Here is an 18,758-nt window from a genome sequence, read left to right as displayed (position 1 = left end):
CTGCTAAAAAGATACGCGACGCAGTCAGCGATTCCGTGTGTCGCCGAGTATAACTATCGTGATATATAAGTCGCCAACAGCTGTTGGGACAACGCTTACGCCCCGACAGCATGAGCCACACAGTACACGGTACCATATGACATATAATCTTGGCGTCGACGTCGGCGGAACGTTTACCGACGTGATCGTCTTCGACGAAACGACACACGAACTCACGATCGACAAAGTCCTCTCGACGCCCGCGAACCCCTCCGAGGGCGTGATTCACGGGGTCAAAGAGGCGACGGCGAAAGCGGGCACCTCGGTCGAGGAACTCGAACTCCTCTTTCACGGCACGACGGTCGTCACGAACATGCTCTTAGAGGAGACGGGCTCACGGGTCGGGCTCATCACGACGGCGGGTCACGAGGACGTGCTCCATCTCGCCCGGGCGTGGACGCCCGGCCCGCTGTATGGGTGGATGGATATGGAGAAGCCGGACCCGCTCGCGGATCTGGTCGACACCCGCGGCGTCGCTGGGACGATCAGTTCACCCGACGGCGAGGAGACCGAACCGCTCGACGAGTCCGCAGTACGGGAAGCCGTCAGGGAACTCGAGGCTGCCGGCGTCGAAGCGCTGACCGTCGCGCTGTTGAACTCCTATCTGAACCCGGCCCACGAAGAGCGCGTCCGCGAGATCGTCGCCGAAGAAGCGCCGGAGCTGCCGGTGTCGATCTCCTCGGAGATCGTCCCGGAGTACGGCGAGTACGAACGGACGCTGACGACCGCGATCAACGATTATGCGCGGCCGACGGTCATCTCGTATCTCGAGGATCTCGACGAATCGCTCGGGGAGGCGGGATCGACGGCTACGATGAACGTCGTCCGCTCGGACGGCGGGCTCATGAGTTCGCAAGCGGCCAAGGAACGACCGGTCGAACTCGCGCTGTCGGGACCGAGTGGGGGCGTCGTCGGTGCGGCGACGATCGCCCAAAAGAAGGGCGTTCCGGACGTGCTGACGCTCGATATGGGAGGGACCTCGACCGACGTCTCGCTCGTCGAGGGTGGCTCGGCTGAGACGACACGGCAGACGAAAGTCGGCTATCGGGAGTTCAAATCCCGCTCGGTCGACGTGAACACGGTCGGAGCCGGTGGCGGCTCGATCGCCCGCGTGCAACTGAACGGTTCCCTGCAGGTCGGGCCGGAAAGCGCCGGTGCCGATCCCGGACCGGCGTGTTACGGACAAGGTGGAGAAGAGCCGACGGTCACGGACGCGAACGTCGTCCTCGGCCGGATTCCGCCGTCGGTCCAGCTTGGTGGGCGGATGGACCTCGACCGCGAGGCCGCCCGCGATGCCGTGGCGACAATCGCCGACGAACGGGACACGACCGTCGAAGAGGCCGCACAGGCCATTCTCGATATCGTCAACGAGAACATGCACGGCGCGCTCCGGGTCGTGAGCGTCGAACGGGGCTACGACCCGCGGGAGTTCGGACTCGTCGCCTTCGGCGGGGCCGGGCCGATGCACGCCAACGCACTCGCGGACGTGATGGACGCCTATCCACTGATCGTCCCACCGGGGCCGGGCGTCATGTCTGCCTTCGGTTTTCTCACTTCCGACATCCAAAACGAGTTCTCCGAGACGTACCTCGAGACGGACGACGACGTCGACGGCGAGGATGTACACGCGGAGCTTCGAGCCCTCGAGGACGACGCGAGTTCGTGGCTCGCCTCCGAGGGCGTCGACGAGACCGACCAGACGTTCGAGTACGTTGCCGACTGTCGGTACTTCCGACAGGACATCCAGATGTCGATCCCGGTCGATATCGAGAACCTCCGCAGTGAGACGGGCCTCGCGGAGATCAAAGACGACTTCGAGGCGCGCCACGACCGCCAGTTCGGCTTCTCGCTCGACGCACCGCTCGAGATCGCGACGCTGCGCGTCATCGGCAAAGGGACGCTGCAGGGCGTCACGATCGACGAGCAGGAACTGAGCGACGCCGATCCGAGCGATGCCGAAATCGACTGGAGTGACGTGTACTTCGACGGCTCGTACTACGAGACGCCGATCTACGACCGAACCGAACTTCGGCCGGGCAACGAACTCGAGGGCCCGGCGATCGTCACCGACGACGACTCGACGGTCGTCGTCCAGCCCGATCACGCCGCGACCGTCGATCGCTACGGCAACCTCGAGATCACCCGAGGTGAGGGACAATGAGCGACACGACACCGGAGTTCGTCGGCGACCACGACATCGACCAGACCACGCTCGACATCATCGAGAGCACGCTCTCGAACACCCGCTACGAGATGGATCGGGTCGTCGAGACGACGGCGATCAGTCCCGTCATCCGCGAACAGTCCGACCAGTTCCCGCTGATCGCCGACGCTGCGGGACGGATGATCATGGGCCAGTTCGGCTCGGCGATCGACACCATCCTCGAGAACTCGCCGTTCGAGCGCGATGATCTCGAGGACGGCGACGTGATCGCGACCAACGATCCCTACATGTGTGCCGGGGCGGTCTCGCACACGCCGGACATGCTCCTGTTGCGGCCGATCTTCTACGACGGCGACCTCGTGGGCTTTTCGAGCCAGTGGGGGAACCTGATGGACGTCGGCGGGAAGACGCCCGGCAGCATGCCCGTGCAGGCGCGAACGATCTTCGAGGAAGGGATGCGACTGCCGCCGGTCAAACTCTACAAAGGTGGGGAGATCGACAGCGAACTACTCGAGACGTTCGCCCACAACACGCGACTGCCCGATCACGCAGAAGCCGACATCAAGGCGCTGGCGGCGGGGACGAAAGCCGCCGAAACGCGCATCCACGAACTCTGTGACCGCTTTGGCAAGGAGACGTACGTCGAGGCGTGTGACGCCATCCTCGACCGCACCCGCGACGGGATGATCGACCTCATCCGCGAGTTCATCCCCGAAGGAGAACGCTACACGTTCGAAGATTACGTCGACGACGACGGGATGGGCAACGGTCCGATCAAACTCCACCTCGAGATCTACCGAGAGGGAGATACGGTCCACCTCGACTGGACCGGCACGGACGAACAGGTGCCGGGGACGGTGAACTTCCTGCTGAACGAGAAGATGTTCAAGATGTTCACCGGGGTCTTCCTCATCATGGCCTTCGACCCGTTGCTGACGTTCAACGACGGCTACTACGACCTCTTCGAGGTGACGCTGCCCAAGGGATCCGTCGTCCAACCGGAGTTCCCGGCGGCACTCGGCAACCGACTGCCGATGATGGCCCGCCAGTTCGACGTCCTGCAGGCGACGTTCTCGAAGCTTATCGACGGCTTCTCCGTCGCCGGCAGTTACGGCACGTCGCCGAACCTCGTCTACGCGGGGACGGACTCGGAGGGCAACGACTTCCAGATGCTCGAAATTCTCTACGGCGGGATTCCGGCCCGACCGGGCGGCGACGGCCTCGACGGTCACTCGTGGTGGCCGCTGTTCCGCACCGTGCCCGCAGAGTATCAAGAGGCCTACTACCCGCTGACTATCGACGAGTATAGCACCCGCACCGACACCGGCGGTGCCGGTGAGTTCCGCGGCGGCCACGGCATCACGAAAGTCTACACCTTCGAGGAGCCGGGGGCGATCACCTTCCAGGACGACCGTGCCCACACCTACCCGTGGGGCGTCGACGGCGGCTCCCACGCCCAGACCAGCGAGAAGAAACTGCTCCTAACCGACGGTACCGAAGAAGACCTGCCGTCGAAAGTCGAAAACGTCGCCGTCGACGCCGGCGACAAACTCGTCTTTTCGACCGCCGGTGGCGGCGGCCTTGGCGATCCACTCGAGCGAGATCCCGCAGTCGTCGCTCGAGAGGTCGGCCGCGGACTACTCTCCGAGACGGCCGCTCGCGAGGAGTACGGCGTCGTCCTCGAGGATGGAACCGTCGACGAGGCGGCGACCGAAGACCGACGCGACGAGCTTCGCTCGAGCCGCGACGAACCCGCGGCGTTCGATTACGGCCCGCTGCCGGATGACGACACGCTCGCGGAGCGCATCGCCGCCGAACGCCGGGAGTTCGACGACCGACACGACTGATCGACACGCGAACCCACCATTCACACACGATCCACAATGGACCCACCACACGACGCCCACTACGACGAGGACGATTTCGGCGCGAGCGTCGGCCTCGGCGACCGGCCCGCACTGCTCGTCATCGACTTGATAAACGCCTTCACGGACCCCGACACCAGCCTTGGCTCGGACGTTGCCGACGTGCTCGAGCAGACCGAGCGACTGCTCGCGGCCTTCCGCGAACACGACCTGCCGCGATACTTTACGACCGTGGCGTTCGAGGAGTCCTACGGCGACGCCGGACGGTTCATCGAGAAGGTGCCCGCGCTGCGAGAGCTGCGACTCGGAACTGAGGCCGTCGAAGTCGACGATCGGATCGAACCCGTCGGCGACGAACGAGTCATCCTCAAGAAGTACGCGAGTGCCTTCTTCGGAACCGACCTCGAGACGGAGCTGACGACCCAGCGCGTGGACACGCTCGTGCTCGCCGGTGTCACCACGAGCGGCTGTATCCGCGCGACGGCCGTCGACAGCCTCCAGCACGGCTACCGCACCATCGTCCCCGAAGACGCCGTCGGCGACCGCGCCGAGGGGCCACACCGCGCGAACCTCTTCGACATCGACGCGAAATACGGCGACGTCGTCACGACGGATGCCGTCATCAACCACCTCTCAGAGAATGCTGATGAATTACACTGACAGACGAGCCGAATCGACACCCGCTTGCCGAGGACACCCCTGTGGTCGACCATGACCAACTACGGAACGGCGCTTCGCGAGCGCCTCGAGCAAGACGAACTGCTGGCCTGTCCCGGGGTCCACGATCCACTGACGGCCGCCGTCGCCGACAGCGTCGGCTTCGATGCGATCTACATGACTGGCTACGGGACCTCGCTCTCGAAGACCGGCTACCCCGACGCCGGCTTCATCACGATGCCGGAGATGATCGAAAACGCCGGCAACATCCAGGAACGGATCGACGTGCCGCTCATCGCCGATTCGGACAACGGGTACGGAAACGCGACGAACGTCGTCCGGACCGTTCGAGAGTACATCAAAGCCGGCGTCGCAGCCATCCACATCGAAGACCAGACATTCCCGAAACGCTGTGGCCACACGAAAGGCCGACAGGTCATCCCGCGCGAGGAAGCCATCGGCAAAATCGAAGCCGCAGCCGACGTCCGCGACGAGCGAAATCCCGACTTCACCCTCATCGCTCGCACCGACGCCCGCGGGACCGGCGACGGCTCCCTCGAGGAAGCGATCGATCGCGTCAACGCCTTCCTCGAGGCCGGCGCTGACATCGCGTTCGTCGAGGGGCCGACCGACGAGGCAGAACTCGAACGCATTGGCCGGGAGGTCGATGGCCCGCTCGTCTACAACTTCGTCGGCGATCTCGGTTCCTCGCCGTACGTCGAGCTCTCGTCGCTCGAGGAGTGGGGCTTCGATCTCGTGTTGTTCCCGATCGCTGCGACGCTGTCGACGATCGCGAACGTCTACGCCGACTTCGAAACCTTCGCCGACGATCCCGTCGCAGCGATGCGGGACATCGACGACGCGTTCAACGACCAGCCCGTGGGTAGCCTCCACGAGTTCTCGGGCTTCCCCGAGGTCGTCGAGTGGGAGCGAAAGTACCTCCCCGAGGACGAACAGGAGAAGTACGACGACTCGCTCGGCGACGACCTCGAGTCCGATTGAGGACTCGAGGCGGCGATCGGCAGAGCAACGCCACGGACGGCTGGTGCACGGCCGATCGCACGACGCCTCGATGTCGTTGTGGTGCTCGCTGCAATCGTACCGGTGTGCCTATTGGAGTAACCGGTCTCGTGTCGGCTACCGATTGCGGTGCATATGCAGCAACAAACGCTTTCGATGCTCCTGTTCAAAATGGGTTATGGTAACACTAGACAAGATATTCGAACTCCTCGAGAACAAGCGCAGACGATACGCGTTGTATTACCTCTACGAACGAGACGGGCCGGTAGCCGTCGGCGAACTCATCGAGAAAATCGACGAGTGGGAGGACGAGCAACCGCACCACGACGTTCCAGATCGGTTCGATACGCTTTCGGCGGACTTGAAGCACACCCACCTTCCGCGATCGTCCGAAGTCGAGTTCGTCCAATACGATCCGGAACAGGGAGTAGTTCAGATTCAAGGATCCCCACAAAAATTCGATACGTTCGTGACGGTTGCAAGGCTAATCGAGAAGCCGGACGAATGAGGTCGAGCGCATCGAAATCGATCGGTGCATACCGAACAGCGGTGCCCAAGTCGCAGCCGAGTATCTGCAGTAACCGACGCAACATCCATAACCCTGATCCTCCTGTCGTATAGACAGTGGGAGTCTTGAAACACGTGCTCTCTCAAGTCGGACCGAGACGGCTCATCGGAACGCTCGGTGGCCTGTACGTTCTGTTCGCCGTGGTACGAGCGGGAGCGGTGTTCAGCGCCGGCACGCCCTTACTCGGCGTCGCGATCACGACCTTTCTGATCGTCGCTCCCGGTGTCGTCCTCCTCTATGGCAGCTACTGGGTGGCCACGACCGGTATCGATTCAGACGTGTATCCGGATATCGCGAGGTGGACGGCTGCCGGCTTCGGCACTATGGCGGCGGTACTGCTCCTCTACCACCTGCAACCCGACAGCGGCATCACCACGCCACTGACGGCGCCACCGATTCTGACGGCGCTGAGTAGCGTCGCCGGCTTTGCGGTGGGGTTCCACGATGCGAAGGCTAAAACGCGAGCCCACGTTCTCGAACAGCGTAATCGGGAACTCCGGGAAACGCAGACGGAACTCGAAGACACAGTCACCCAACTCGAGGAGTCCGAACACCGGTACCGAACCCTCACGGAAAACATCCCAAACGGCGCAGTCGCGCTTCTGGATCGCGAGTTCCAGCACACGCTCATCGCAGGCCAAGGCTTCGAGAAGCTCGATTTCGATGCCAGCGGCGTCCGAGGTGAACGGATACAGGACGTCTACGCAGATCAGCACCTCGATATTATCGAGCCACACTACCGTGCAACACTCGACGGCGAACAGACCACGTTCGAGATAACATTCCAAAGTCGGACGTTCGAGTTTCGGACACATCCGTTGACAAACGACGAAAACGACGTGTACGCGATCCTTGCGATGTCACAAGACATCACCGAACGCAAACAGCGGGAACGAGAACTCGAGAAGCAAGCCCACGAGCAACGAGTCGTAGCCGAACTCGGACAACTCGCACTCGAAACTGACGATCTCGACGAGCTCATGGATGAAGCTGTCCACCAAGTCACGACCGTCCTCGACACTGACTTCTGCAAAGTGCTCGATCTGGATGAAACCGGCACGGAACTCCTCCTCCGACAGGGCGTCGGCTGGAACGACGGCCTCGTTGGAGAAGAGATAGTGTCCGCCGTCGAATCAGACTCACAGGCCGCCTACACCCTCGAGAACAACCACCCCATCGTCGTCGAAGACCTCGAGTCGGAAACGCGATTTAGCGGCCCCGAACTGCTGACAGCCCACGACGTTCGAAGCGGAATCAGTACCGTCATCGGGCCGTTCGACGATCCGTGGGGAATTCTCGGCACTCACGACACCGACCGCGCGACGTTCAGCGACGAGGACATTTCGTTCGTCCAGAGCGTCTCGAACATCCTCGCGGAGGCGATCGAGCGCCAGCAGTACCAGACGGAACTCGAGGACCTGATCGCCGATATCGAGGAATCGAACAAACGCCTCGAACAGTTCGCCTATGCGGCGTCACACGACCTGCAAGAACCGCTTCGGATGGTGTCGTCGTATCTCCAGCTCATCGAACGGCGCTACGAGGACGAACTCGACGACGAAGGCCAGGAATTCCTCGAGTTCGCCGTTGACGGCGCCGAACGGATGCGATCGATGATCGACGGCTTGCTCAAATACTCCAGAGTAGAAACGGAAGCCGATCCGTTGGAACCGGTCGAACTCGAAGCGATCCTCGAGGACGTCCTCGACGATCTGCAAGTCGCGATCGAGACCACCGATGCGACGATCACCGCAGATTCACTGCCACGTGTCGAGGGTGACGCCCGTCAGTTGCGACAGGTGTTTCAGAATTTGCTGGAGAACGCATTCGAGTACAGTGGCGACGAACCGCCGACCGTCCACGTCTCTGCACAGCGAAACGGTACGAACTGGATCATCACGGTTGAGGACACCGGGATCGGAATCGCGTCGGAAGATCACGACCAGATCTTCGAAGTCTTCGAGCGAGCCCACAGCCGCAGCGAGGGGAACGGCACAGGGATCGGTCTGGCGCTCTGTGAACGGATCATCGAACGCCACGGTGGCGAGATCTGGGTCGAGTCGACACCCAACGAGGGCGCAAAGTTCTCGTTCAGCCTCTCTGCGGTAGGGATCCGGGAACGACCTCCGAGGCGACGAAGCGGACAGCGCCACTAGAGCGCTCAGCGAGAGGCTCCTCTCGGTACCTAAAAAGCGTCGCGACCGATTTGACATCCTCCCCGCCCTGAAGGGCGGGGCTTTCTCCTTGATTCTCCGTAACAGCACACCGTTGCTAACCAGTCAATAGTGTTCATCCGTATCGAACCGCTCCGATCCGCTCCTGAAACATTGAGCGTATACTGACAATTCCGGCGTGTGCAAGGAAATGCACACGCTGCGGAAGACCGAACACCCAGCGACTCCCAGATGAGCCACGAGACAGTACATATGAGCCCGTGGCGGCAACTCGATGGATCACGGGCGACCGAACAGGACCGTGAGCCGACCGTCGTCTGTCTCCATGTGAGTGATCTACACGGCCAACTCGTATCAGGACATCACGTCTACTACGATACCGTCGAATCCCATCCCGGCTTCGACTTCGAGGGCGAGGCGACACGCCTCGAGCGTGGCGGTGGCGTCCCGCTGTTGACCGCGAAACTCGACGAGATCCGGGAAGCCCACGAGGAGACGCTCACGCTGATGAGCGGGGATACGTTTCACGGCACGGCGGTAACGACGTACACGAACGGCCGAGCGATGCTCGAGCCGGTTAACGAACACCTGTGTCCCGATGTCTACGTGCCCGGAAACTGGGACTTCTCGAACGAAGCCGCCGAGGATGGTGTCACCCGGACGCTACTGGACGCGCTCGAGGCACACGTTCTCGCGACCAATCTCTACGAGTGGGACGCCGACGAACCGGTGGTCGACCCGTACACGATCGAGCACGTCAACGGCGTCGACGTCGGAATCGTCGGCATGACGAACGTCTACGTCGACCGGATGGCCCCGGCGTTCTTTGAGGGAGCGTTTCGGTTCGGCAAACATCCCGCGCTGCTCGAGGACGCTGCGCGCGAGGCTCGCGAGTCGGGGGCAGACGTCGTCGTTGCAGTCACCGAAATCGGGCTGCCGTGGATGGTTCAAGCGGCAAAAGACATCGAGAATATTGACGTCATGTTTAGCGCACACACCCACGAGTACACCCACGATCCGATCATCGTCGACGAGACGGAAACAATCGTCGTCGAGTCAGGAACGGATGACGGGCTCGGACGCGTGGATCTTCGGCTCGACGACGGCGAATTATCGTTTCGACACGTCCTCTACTGTCTCTCCGAAGGTCACGAGTACACGCCCGAGCCGGACCCAGCAGCCGAACAGACGGTCGAGGCAGTTCGCTCTCCGTTCTTCGGCGACGACGTCCATCACGACCTCGGTGCCGGCACCCTCGAGCAGCCACTGGATACAGTCGTCGGCGAGACGGAGACGCCACTCCACCGGCAGTCGTTCCTCGAGAGCGGCTGGAATCTATTGTTCAACGATGCGGTTCGAGCACACTTCGAGACCGATCTCGCGGTCTCACACGGCTTTCGGTACGGCCCTGCGATACCTGCCGGAGAGATTACACTCGAGCACCTCTACCAGGCGTTTCCGATGACTGCACCGGTCGCACGAGGTGATGCGTACGGTCAGCAGTTGCTGAATCACATGGAACACTTCCTCACGGACAACTTCACACCGTATGTTTACGAGCAAGAAGACGGCCGTGTTCGGAACTACTCCTCGAACGTCGAGGTCGTCATCGATCCGACCGCCAAACGCGGCCGCAGGCTCGTCGACCTCCTCGTCGATGGGGTGTCGGTAGACCCCGAGTCGAGATACTCGGTCGCGACGTTCGCTCGTCCCGGTGATCCCGAACGGGATCTCGGGAACTGTGGATTTCCGTTTCGAGACGTCCACGTCGACGGCGAGGTCATCCCGGTCGATGTCGTCACGGAGTATCTCGATGCGAATTCTCCGATTGACTACGGCGACACCGAACTCGTCCGGACTGCCGACGACGGTGGGTCAGTACAGAACACGCCCACCGACGGGTCGTATCCGTACGTTCAGCCGGGTGTCGATTACACCGGCGGCGAAGCATACTGTGAGACCAGGCTGATCCCCACCAGAAACGACTTTCCGACGACCGGTCGAAACCCGTATCGCTGACCGTGCCGTGAATCTGGAGCTGATCACCGTGAAACGACGATTTCTGCCACAAGTGGGAACGGCCATCGTTACGGAGGTCTGCCACTCGAGAGAGAAAGGGACCAATCAAACGGATGGATTCGAAAGATAGTGTCCAGGTGGTCGGATACATTGCGCGCCACCCCTCATCAAGAGTGTATTCAGGTCAGGATAGCCATAAAAGTAGCATTTGTGCTACTATGTTGTCTAGAGTTGGTGACCAATCTTCGACGGATTCCATACCGGACAGTAGTCGTCGAGAGCTCTCGGACACTGACTTCGAAGCGATTCGAAGTACCAGTGCAGTTCACGAGAGAACCCACACACCCCTCGTCCAGAGTGAAAACGAATGAAAGGGTGGGGTGGGTTGCAGATGAAACGGGGGTTCTGAATGGAGTGAATCGACGTGATCGGCAACGAAAGAGAGGATAACGAGCAATATGAATCCGAACACAGTCAGAAAGAGAAAGATAACTTCGTCAGCAGTTGAACGAATGTTACATTCGTTCCTATTTATATATGAATTTCACTTAGTGGGCTTTACGCAATATATCATAATAAACTCATCGGATAGTCTAAGAATGACTAGATATTCAGTCTAAGAACGAATGCTGCCACGAAGGTCTAGCACAGATCTAACTATTACTCTGCGCCCGTCCTCAGAAACGTCTCCATTGACAGATGTCTCTACTGGTTACCGAAGAACCTGCACTATATTCGCGTATTTCTCCCTCCATCTGGATTTTTATAAGCTCTTACTTTCGATATGGTCGTCCACGTTTGGGCACCGTCTGCACGCAAGGGCATGTACCGAATACTCGTTACACTCTGGACGAGGGGTGTGTGTCCGAAGTGATTTTGCTGTCTGCAGACTGAAAAACCGTCTCGTTTCACCGGTTGAATACACTCTTGATAGGGGGTGTATACACTCTTGACGTGGGGTTCTTCGTCTCCATCTTGAACTTCACAGCTGAACGTACGAACTCGAGGACACTTCTGTTCGTTTTCACTCTGGACGAGGGGTGTGTGCCACGTTTTTCAGGCAGAGCTCCACTATGTATATGATCTTTGTTCACTGTCTTCACGGATTGTTCAACAGTTACACTCGTGATGAGGGGTGTGGGGTCGAGCTGCCGCCTAGCAATTTGCCGCCCAGCAGTGCGATTCACTCTGGACGAGGGGTGTGACGAAATCAACGACCGCCTTTCGTTTCACTCGAGACGAACCGTGTCTACCATGACTGCTTCCCACGTTTCCGGATCAAAGGTTTCTCACGGAAACCCGTCGATTATCACTTGGGACTGCCCTCTCGTGTTGTGGATGTGACATCGGCTAAAACGGATGTCTGGCTCTGTTCCCGTGCCGATTTACACTCTTGTCGAGGTGGGGGAACCATTAAGTTCGGGGAGTACGCGCTATAGCATATCGATGGCCGAGGAACCGTCCCAACTCTCAGATTTTAACGACCGGTTCGAGGACCCGGCGGAAGATCCCCTGTTCAATTTCGATGAAGACGATCCCGAGCGGGCAGACATCTTCGCTCGAAAAGAACTGCTCAAGGTCGGTCACGTTCCGGAAAGTGCTCGTATTGTCGGCCGCGACGACGAGATCGAAGCCGTCGCTGCCGAACTCAGACCGATCGTTCGCGGCGACCCACCGAACAACGTGATGATCTACGGGAAGACGGGGACGGGAAAGTCCCTCGTAGCCCGTCACGTTACCGAACGAGCCCGCCGTGCGGCGGCATCGAACGGTGTCTCGGTCGGAACGGTCTACGTGGACTGTGCCCAACACAACACGCAAACGCGTGTCGCGCGGACGGTCACCCGGTCGCTCAACGAAACTGAGCATACCGATTTCGATATTCCTCGAGCAGGGATCGGCAGTGGTGAATACTACGATTACCTCTGGGACATCCTCAATATCGCCTACGAATCCGTCATTATCGTCCTCGACGAGGTCGACCGACTCGAGGACGATGACATCCTCATGCAACTGTCGCGCGCTCGCGAGTCGGGGAAGGCAGACTGCCATCTGAGCGTTATCGCCGTGAGCAACAAGATCGAGTATCGTGATCAACTGAACGAGCGGGTTAAGTCGAGCCTCCGCGAGGAAGAGTTCGTCTTCCAGCCCTACGATGCGAATCAGCTTCGCGAAATCATGAAGCATCGCCGTGATGCGTTCTACGACGGCGTGCTCTCCGATGACGTGATCCCGCTGGCTGCAGCGTTGGCTGCTCAGGAACACGGTGACGCACGAAAAGCGATCGAGATCTTACGTCACGCTGGCGAACTCGCCGAGCGAGAGAACGTCGACACTGTCACCGAAGACCACATCCGCGATGCACAGGAGTGGGCAGAAGTCGACCGCTTCGAGGAACTCCTTCGCGGTTCGACGACACAGGTCAAGTTTATCCTGTACTCGCTTGCGCTGTTGACCGAAGAAAACCCCGACAAAGAGGGCTTTTCGACTAGCCGGATCTACAACCGATACAAAGAAACCGCGACGAAAGTCGATACCAAGATTCTGAGCGAACACCGAGTCTACGAACTGTTAAAAGAGCAAGCGTTCCTCGGCGTCGTCGAATCGACGCGAACCGGTGGCGGGCGGGGTGAAGGAAGTTACCTCGAGCACCGATTGGTACAGGACACCGGAATCGTGTTGAAATCCGTCCTTCGCGATAGCCGCCTCGAGGAGTTGACCTAACTGACCCGGCACTCAACTCCGTTCGAATACTCGAGACGGACATCCGAAACGACACCCCTGATCACGAGTGTATCCAACTTCCTGTTTCCTCAATAATTCCTGAGAAGTATAATTCATATAGTCTTATCAGCATTGTTTCAACAGCGGTGAGTTGTCGTCTGCTCTCACCATGGTCGGCTACATGATCGTCGGTGGCAGCGACGATACTCTCACTGGGCGTTCGTGGTGGACGTCGGTACCAACTGAACCGATTCACACACTGACCGCACGATCGCTGTGCGATCTGGTGCACAGTGATGTTCAGTGGCTACTATTGCGACCCGGATCGCACCGTTCACATCGCGTCTCTACCATCGCTGAGAACGACGGAGTGGCGGCTGTGACCACTGGAAATCTTCGCAAGATGAGCCTTGATGCAGTATCCTTGAGCGATAGCTCATGCTCGACGGTGGGACGTGGGAACGGTGGGGTACCCAGCTCGGTTCGAGCACTGGATGAAATTATGACGGATTGTTGTGATACATTCCCAAAAAACATGTACGCCTTGCAGTAAGAGTGGTGCTTTCGAATTCGTGACCGTCTGCTACTGGTCGAAACACACGCAGCGTGACGTGGTTCTCGCGACCTCGCCACCCCCCGCATTCATTGGGGTAGCGCGCGTACGCGCACACTATGTCGCCAAAACACCACCATCACCGATGCAACCTCTGTGGTGACGACTTCGATACCGGCGAGCAACTTCGCGAACACGTCGAGCGACGGCACCCGAAAAAGGACGTCCGCTGGTGGGTCGTCGCGGAAGACCCGGCGAAAGACCTCCAGTTCTCTCGGTGATTGATCGGACGGGTGTTTTCGAATCCTGGTCGGAGTGGTAACCGATTCGTGAGTCGAGTTTGGAACGACGCTGTCGAGTCTTACCCCTGTGCGGAACGGCCGAGCTCGTGTTCGACCGCTGCGACTCGGTCCGCCGTGTGCTGTTCTCGATCGGGCTGGTGATCGATCTCGAGCGAGGTGATGATTCGGTCCTCGTCGAGCGCTTCGTGTGCGGCTTGCGTGGCTGCGAAGATCTCGCTTACATCGTCGGCCTGAATGACCGTATCCATCGGGGTGAGTTCGTACGAGATCTCGAACTGGTCGAGTTCGTCGAGCGCTGCGGCGATATGGTCCGACATGTGTTCTTCTCGAACGGGAATGATCTCGAGTCTAGCTATGGCTGTCATGTTGGTCACCTCGTGCGTGTGAACGGCTCACTCGCCGTTTCACATGACGTACACCATCCACCCATAAAGCCTTTCGCGGGTCGTTCTCGAATCCGGGTGGCGATCAAATCGGACGTAAGGAACGTTTGCCGCGGACCCGTTCGGCGTCCGTCAGCGTCTCAGGCGCGCTTCTTTTCAGGATCAGATCCTTCCGGGTGGTACTCCCAGAAATCGCCGGCACGCATCGCGTTCCCGACCGCTTTGTGCATGTCGACCATCGTCTCGAACTCATCGGGTTCGACGTACTCGAAGATCTCACGCATCGGCACGACTCGCTTGTAGTTGATCCGAATCGGGTCATCGCCGTGCTCGGCGATGAACTCGTCACGGTCGAGTGGGAAATCCTCTTCTTCGTCGACTTTCTTGGCGATAATCGCCATATCGTACTTGCGTTTGCCCTCGCTGCCCTCGTCGCCGTCGGGATCGTGTGGCCAGTCTGTTCCCATACCCTGATAGGTGCTAGACACAGTCAAAAGCGTTCCGCCGCCATTCGTGGGCTGTCCACGCTATCTACGTATGAACACGGCGAGTGCCTCATGGTCGTACGAAAATCGACGTGTCCGTGACTGAATAGAGCAATTCCGTATTCCGATACGCGTGTTCTGTGACTGACTAATTCGTTCAGTGGGTTCGTCGATGATGCTGACACGAGTGTCGAAAGTGCTGATTGCGGCGCACAAAACGAACTTACCGCGAGCGCACTGTCTGATATATCGCCGTTGACTCGTCTCTATAGCTCGATGCTGGTGGCGACGGATTGATCCGATACCTTTCTCGTTGCGCTGCTCGAGTAGATCGTTTCACTGACGTAATCACGGATTGTTTCCCGGCAACGATGGCAGTCTCACGCGTTCGAACGATTACAAGCATATGTGTGTAAAGAGGGCGACCGTCTCGGCTCCGACTCGCAGTGTCGGCCCGCGGTAGTCAAGTATTTATTTCTCGTAGCTTCGACCGACTCGAGAAACCGCGGCCTACAGCTTCGGATGCGAGAACGAGCGGTTCGAGGGTGAGTGGACACAGCGTGCCGTTCGACGGAGACCTCCGAACCAGACGTCGTGCTCGCAATCGGAAAGCACCGCGAGGCCACGACTCACTCGTCGAACTGATCACTCACCCGCTCCAGTCGCTCGACACCGTTCGTTTCGTCGACGACTGTCGCAACCGGGTCGGGGACGAGGTGACGCCACGGCTCGCCCGCCAGCATTCGGCGACGGACTTCGGTGCCTGAGTACGCCTCGCGTTGATAAAGTTCGACGCTGCGGACTTCGAAGCCGGCTTCTTCGAACAGCCGTCTCACCAGCGGGTTGTTCGAATATGCGACGTCGAACGGTGGGACCGTCGCGGTGACGTGGGACACCCAGACCGAGTTTCGATGGAGGTCCTCGATGGGGACGACGAACGTCGTCGTCGCCAACCCTGTCACCGACCGGTGGATCATACTGATTCGCTCGCCTGCGGTGAATGGATTGTCGGCGGTGTGGGACGTCTGTGCGCTTCCAATGCCGATAACGATTTCGTCGACATCCGCTGCGATGTCTTCGACGAAGGTGCGATGCCCTAGGTGAAACGGCTGAAATCGGCCGACGAAAAATCCACGCATGTGGCTAGCTTGGCTGTCGACCGATATCAAACGTGTGTCGTCGCTCTCATTTTCGAGCCGCGGCGCGGAAAACGTTGTGGTGATCGGAGAAGCACTCTTGACGTACACTCGCGTATGGTCTTGTTATGAGTTGGCAACCCGAGTACACCCCGACAGGACTCGTGACGACGGCCGACGAGTTCGTCGCGACGCCGGACGAGCTCCTCTGTCACCTGCGCGAAGCGGGCGCAGCCACCGTTTATCTCGCTCGCACCGATGCCTTTCGTGACGGCGTAATTCCAGTTGTCGCCACGTACGGATCTCCTCCCGTCGCCAGCGATCCGTTCACGGCCGCCGAGACCACGGATGAGCTGACAACAGAATCGGTTCCGAAGATGCTCCGGCGCGTGTTCGAGTCGATCGGCGACCGACTCCGCTTTCACGGCCACGAATGGGTGCTTGAGTGGGACATCAAACCTGCGTTCACGGAGCCACGACCGACGCTCGTCCCGCTGTACGACCGCAGCGTTGAAGAAAAGTATGGCGACGGATTCAATCTCTGGAACCTCTATTTCGTCTACGAAGAGTCTCAGCGGGACACGTCAACTCGTCGGTGAGGTTCGTGTCGCGGCCGATTTGCGCCCTCGCAATCTAGCTCTCTCAGCGGCGTCAACAACCGCACGTGAGTGCGCTCCGGTTTCTACCGTGTCTTACCCGCGGTTGTGCCCCTTCTCTCAGTTGTTACTATAGCGTTCGGTATCCACTGAGTTGAATCGATGTTCTGGGTGTAGTGTGAGATGATACCGTGCTGGGTGTGATTTATACGGATGGCGCTCGTTGGCATTTCTGATGGGACACACAATCGAACTCGACGACGACCTCGTCCGACGAATCGAAGGCCACCTCGAGGAAGACGAAACCATCGAAGAGTTCATCGAGGAACTGGTGTCGATATACGAACAGGAGGGACGATTCCTTCAGGAAGGCATCTAACTCGTCAACCGGAAACGGTACCGCTCGAAGCGAATACCAGGGACAGATCGCGGGTGCGGTCTTGGAGCCGACGTGCAACGATTCGGTTCGACACCCCACGCGGCAGTCGTTCTCGAGCGCACTCTTCGTGGGATTCACAGGCTGTCTCGACAACGGTGGGGCGACACTGATGACGACAACGATAGTACCGACGACGGTGACGGCCACCGAGACGATAACCCGGCACGTTCGGCGGCTATACAGGGAGGTTCTCAAATGTACGAGTCGCACGCCTTCCTGTCGGTTGTGCCGACCCGGGTGCGTCGCCTCGAGTTCGGTTCATTCTCGTCGATGTACTCGTTACTCCTTTGGTATTCGAGCGCGTACCCCGTGGTATGCAGTACGATGAGATCGATCTGCAAGTGCGCGAGCGCGACGGCGAACGACGACTCGAGGTCGACGGCTACTTTCGCCCCCATCCCGAATCCAAGCCGCCGGAGTACCGACGACACGCGATTTTCGACCTGACGGAGCAACAGGCACGAAAACTGTACGACGACCTCGGTGAGCAGTTAGACGCGTGGGACTAACGCGACTGTGGTGTAACTCACATCGCCAACTGGTACCAGCCAGACCTGTCGGGCCACCATCTAGCGGTGCATAACGGTTGCCACCGAGCACGCCTTGACCCCAGCACTACGATGGGAGCGTCATGACGATGGCTGTTTCCGGAGCGTCTCGGTGAGACGACCGCGGAGTACCACCCGAATACTTGTACGCATCTAGCGAATGTAGGGTATGTTCGAGCGTCTCTTCGTCCCGACCGACGGCAGCGGCCCGGCCACTGCTGCTCTCGAGCTCGCTGTCAAACTGGCACCCGATTCGGCGACTGTCCACCTTCTCTACGTCGATGAGGACCACGCCGACGCTACCGACCGACCGGGTGAAGTGGGCACGGACATCCTCGCACACGCTCGCGAAATCGCGACGACTGCCGGCGCGTCTGTCGAGAGCGACGTGCGACGCGGAACACCACGGGATCGAATCCTCGAGTACGCCGACGAGCACGACACAGACCTGATCGTCATGGGTTCCCATGGCCGGCGACGTGTCGGCCGACTGGCGCTGGGAGACGAAACACAGGGTGTCGTCCGCGATGCCCCGATGCCCGTCCTCGTCGTCCGAGCGAGCGACGACATCCGCAAGATCTACCCCTACGACCGCGTACTCGTCCCGACGGACGGCAGCGAACACGCAACCGCCGCGCTAGAACACGGTATCGAAACAGCGGCCGACGTGGGGGCGACGCTCCACTTGCTCTCGGTCGTCAACATCACGCGCTACGGCTCCGACGCCGAAACCGATCGGTTGGTCGCCCACCTCGAGGCAAACGCTCGAACGGCACTCGACACGGCAGCAGCGACTGCAACCGAGCGTGGAGTCGACGTCCGCACGGCAGTTACGGTCGGCACGGTGCACCGAGAGATCGTGTCGTACGCCGACCGAGAGGGGGTCGATCTTCTCGTTCTGGGAACACACGGGCGAAGCGGTGTCGATCGGGAACTGCTCGGTAGTGTCACGGAGCGTGTGCTCCGTCTCGCCCCGGCTCCCGTGTTCACCGTCCGGCTTGCCGAGTCGGGAGATCGCTCTCTCGAGTGAGCGATGGGTATCTGATTCTCTCTGCTTACACCGAATACAAGGCCCACGACTTTAGT

16 protein-coding genes are annotated in these 18,758 nt (G+C 59.7%); 13 read left to right on the top strand and 3 right to left on the bottom strand.

Annotated elements, in window-relative coordinates; all coding sequences use genetic code 11:
* Positions 1–136: 136 nt before the first annotated feature.
* The 9 genes from GCU68_RS18845 (at position 137) to GCU68_RS21460 (ending at position 14,064) form a co-directional block, all read left to right on the top strand.
* Positions 137–2,200, top strand: coding sequence for a hydantoinase/oxoprolinase family protein (locus GCU68_RS18845; protein ID WP_152944189.1), 2,064 nt, complete (start codon positions 137–139; stop codon positions 2,198–2,200).
* On the top strand, positions 2,197–4,050 hold the full coding sequence (locus GCU68_RS18840) for a hydantoinase B/oxoprolinase family protein (RefSeq protein WP_152944188.1): 1,854 nt from the start codon (positions 2,197–2,199) through the stop codon (positions 4,048–4,050). The genes GCU68_RS18845 and GCU68_RS18840 overlap by 4 nt, the downstream gene beginning before the upstream one ends.
* A gap of 36 nt (positions 4,051–4,086) precedes the next feature.
* Complete coding sequence (locus tag GCU68_RS18835) at positions 4,087–4,728, top strand: isochorismatase family protein (protein ID WP_152944187.1); 642 nt, start codon at positions 4,087–4,089, stop codon at positions 4,726–4,728.
* Positions 4,729–4,779: 51 nt separating this feature from the next.
* Positions 4,780–5,727, top strand: coding sequence for an isocitrate lyase/PEP mutase family protein (locus GCU68_RS18830; RefSeq protein WP_152944186.1), 948 nt, complete (start codon positions 4,780–4,782; stop codon positions 5,725–5,727).
* A gap of 196 nt (positions 5,728–5,923) precedes the next feature.
* Positions 5,924–6,253 carry a DUF7344 domain-containing protein gene (locus GCU68_RS18825; RefSeq protein WP_152944185.1) on the top strand — a complete coding sequence of 110 codons (330 nt, stop codon included), beginning with the start codon at positions 5,924–5,926 and terminating at the stop codon, positions 6,251–6,253.
* A gap of 383 nt (positions 6,254–6,636) precedes the next feature.
* Positions 6,637–8,469: a sensor histidine kinase gene (locus tag GCU68_RS18820; RefSeq protein WP_152944407.1), complete on the top strand. Its 1,833-nt coding sequence runs from the start codon at positions 6,637–6,639 to the stop codon at positions 8,467–8,469.
* Between the two features lie 270 nt (positions 8,470–8,739).
* Positions 8,740–10,506, top strand: a complete 1,767-nt coding sequence (locus tag GCU68_RS18815; protein WP_394352492.1) for a bifunctional metallophosphatase/5'-nucleotidase — start codon at positions 8,740–8,742, stop codon at positions 10,504–10,506.
* 1,446 nt (positions 10,507–11,952) lie between these two features.
* The gene (locus tag GCU68_RS18810) at positions 11,953–13,230 is read left to right on the top strand and encodes an orc1/cdc6 family replication initiation protein (protein ID WP_152944184.1); all 1,278 of its coding nucleotides are present in this window, start codon (positions 11,953–11,955) and stop codon (positions 13,228–13,230) included.
* Positions 13,231–13,902: 672 nt separating this feature from the next.
* Entirely contained in the window at positions 13,903–14,064 is a 162-nt protein-coding gene (locus tag GCU68_RS21460) for a hypothetical protein (RefSeq protein WP_168927121.1), read from the top strand.
* 80 nt (positions 14,065–14,144) lie between these two features.
* On the opposite strand, the gene GCU68_RS18805 is transcribed toward GCU68_RS21460, so the two are convergent.
* The 3 genes from GCU68_RS18805 to GCU68_RS18795 form a co-directional block, all read right to left on the bottom strand.
* Positions 14,145–14,450: a thiamine-binding protein gene (locus tag GCU68_RS18805; RefSeq protein WP_152944183.1), complete on the bottom strand. Its 306-nt coding sequence runs from the start codon at positions 14,448–14,450 to the stop codon at positions 14,145–14,147.
* Positions 14,451–14,608: 158 nt separating this feature from the next.
* Complete coding sequence (locus GCU68_RS18800) at positions 14,609–14,935, bottom strand: DUF5785 family protein (RefSeq protein ID WP_152944182.1); 327 nt, start codon at positions 14,933–14,935, stop codon at positions 14,609–14,611.
* Between the two features lie 647 nt (positions 14,936–15,582).
* Positions 15,583–16,092, bottom strand: a complete 510-nt coding sequence (locus GCU68_RS18795) for a nicotinamide-nucleotide adenylyltransferase (protein ID WP_152944181.1) — start codon at positions 16,090–16,092, stop codon at positions 15,583–15,585.
* A gap of 125 nt (positions 16,093–16,217) precedes the next feature.
* Here GCU68_RS18795 and GCU68_RS18790 point away from each other — a divergent pair, with 125 nt between their 5' ends.
* From GCU68_RS18790 to GCU68_RS18780, 4 genes are all read left to right on the top strand, one after another.
* Positions 16,218–16,688 (top strand): hypothetical protein, encoded by a 471-nt coding sequence (locus tag GCU68_RS18790; protein ID WP_152944180.1) that lies wholly within the window; start codon positions 16,218–16,220, stop codon positions 16,686–16,688.
* A gap of 232 nt (positions 16,689–16,920) precedes the next feature.
* Complete coding sequence (locus GCU68_RS21455) at positions 16,921–17,064, top strand: DUF7557 family protein (RefSeq protein WP_168927120.1); 144 nt, start codon at positions 16,921–16,923, stop codon at positions 17,062–17,064.
* Between the two features lie 374 nt (positions 17,065–17,438).
* Positions 17,439–17,633 carry a hypothetical protein gene (locus tag GCU68_RS18785; protein ID WP_152944179.1) on the top strand — a complete coding sequence of 65 codons (195 nt, stop codon included), beginning with the start codon at positions 17,439–17,441 and terminating at the stop codon, positions 17,631–17,633.
* A gap of 208 nt (positions 17,634–17,841) precedes the next feature.
* Positions 17,842–18,702, top strand: coding sequence for a universal stress protein (locus GCU68_RS18780; protein ID WP_152944178.1), 861 nt, complete (start codon positions 17,842–17,844; stop codon positions 18,700–18,702).
* Positions 18,703–18,758: the final 56 nt, after the last annotated feature.

It is taken from the genome of Natronorubrum aibiense, from assembly GCF_009392895.1.
Classification (GTDB): Archaea; Halobacteriota; Halobacteria; order Halobacteriales; family Natrialbaceae; genus Natronorubrum; species Natronorubrum aibiense.
The sequence above is the reverse complement of the archived record's forward strand: the minus strand, read 5'-3'. Positions and strand labels throughout refer to the sequence as shown.

Bases quoted from the DNA above. Each gene is read 5' to 3' on its own strand.
- GCU68_RS18845 (WP_152944189.1), top strand. From the start codon at position 137: ATGACATATAATCTTGGCGTCGACGTCGGCGGAACGTTTACCGACGTG.
- GCU68_RS18840 (WP_152944188.1), top strand. From the start codon at position 2,197: ATGAGCGACACGACACCGGAGTTCGTCGGCGACCACGACATCGACCAG.
- GCU68_RS18835 (WP_152944187.1), top strand. From the start codon at position 4,087: ATGGACCCACCACACGACGCCCACTACGACGAGGACGATTTCGGCGCG.
- GCU68_RS18830 (WP_152944186.1), top strand. From the start codon at position 4,780: ATGACCAACTACGGAACGGCGCTTCGCGAGCGCCTCGAGCAAGACGAA.
- GCU68_RS18825 (WP_152944185.1), top strand. From the start codon at position 5,924: ATGGTAACACTAGACAAGATATTCGAACTCCTCGAGAACAAGCGCAGA.
- GCU68_RS18820 (WP_152944407.1), top strand. From the start codon at position 6,637: ATGGCGGCGGTACTGCTCCTCTACCACCTGCAACCCGACAGCGGCATC.
- GCU68_RS18815 (WP_394352492.1), top strand. From the start codon at position 8,740: ATGAGCCCGTGGCGGCAACTCGATGGATCACGGGCGACCGAACAGGAC.
- GCU68_RS18810 (WP_152944184.1), top strand. From the start codon at position 11,953: ATGGCCGAGGAACCGTCCCAACTCTCAGATTTTAACGACCGGTTCGAG.
- GCU68_RS21460 (WP_168927121.1), top strand. From the start codon at position 13,903: ATGTCGCCAAAACACCACCATCACCGATGCAACCTCTGTGGTGACGAC.
- GCU68_RS18805 (WP_152944183.1), bottom strand. From the start codon at position 14,450: ATGACAGCCATAGCTAGACTCGAGATCATTCCCGTTCGAGAAGAACAC.
- GCU68_RS18800 (WP_152944182.1), bottom strand. From the start codon at position 14,935: ATGGGAACAGACTGGCCACACGATCCCGACGGCGACGAGGGCAGCGAG.
- GCU68_RS18795 (WP_152944181.1), bottom strand. From the start codon at position 16,092: ATGCGTGGATTTTTCGTCGGCCGATTTCAGCCGTTTCACCTAGGGCAT.
- GCU68_RS18790 (WP_152944180.1), top strand. From the start codon at position 16,218: ATGAGTTGGCAACCCGAGTACACCCCGACAGGACTCGTGACGACGGCC.
- GCU68_RS21455 (WP_168927120.1), top strand. From the start codon at position 16,921: ATGGGACACACAATCGAACTCGACGACGACCTCGTCCGACGAATCGAA.
- GCU68_RS18785 (WP_152944179.1), top strand. From the start codon at position 17,439: ATGCAGTACGATGAGATCGATCTGCAAGTGCGCGAGCGCGACGGCGAA.
- GCU68_RS18780 (WP_152944178.1), top strand. From the start codon at position 17,842: ATGTTCGAGCGTCTCTTCGTCCCGACCGACGGCAGCGGCCCGGCCACT.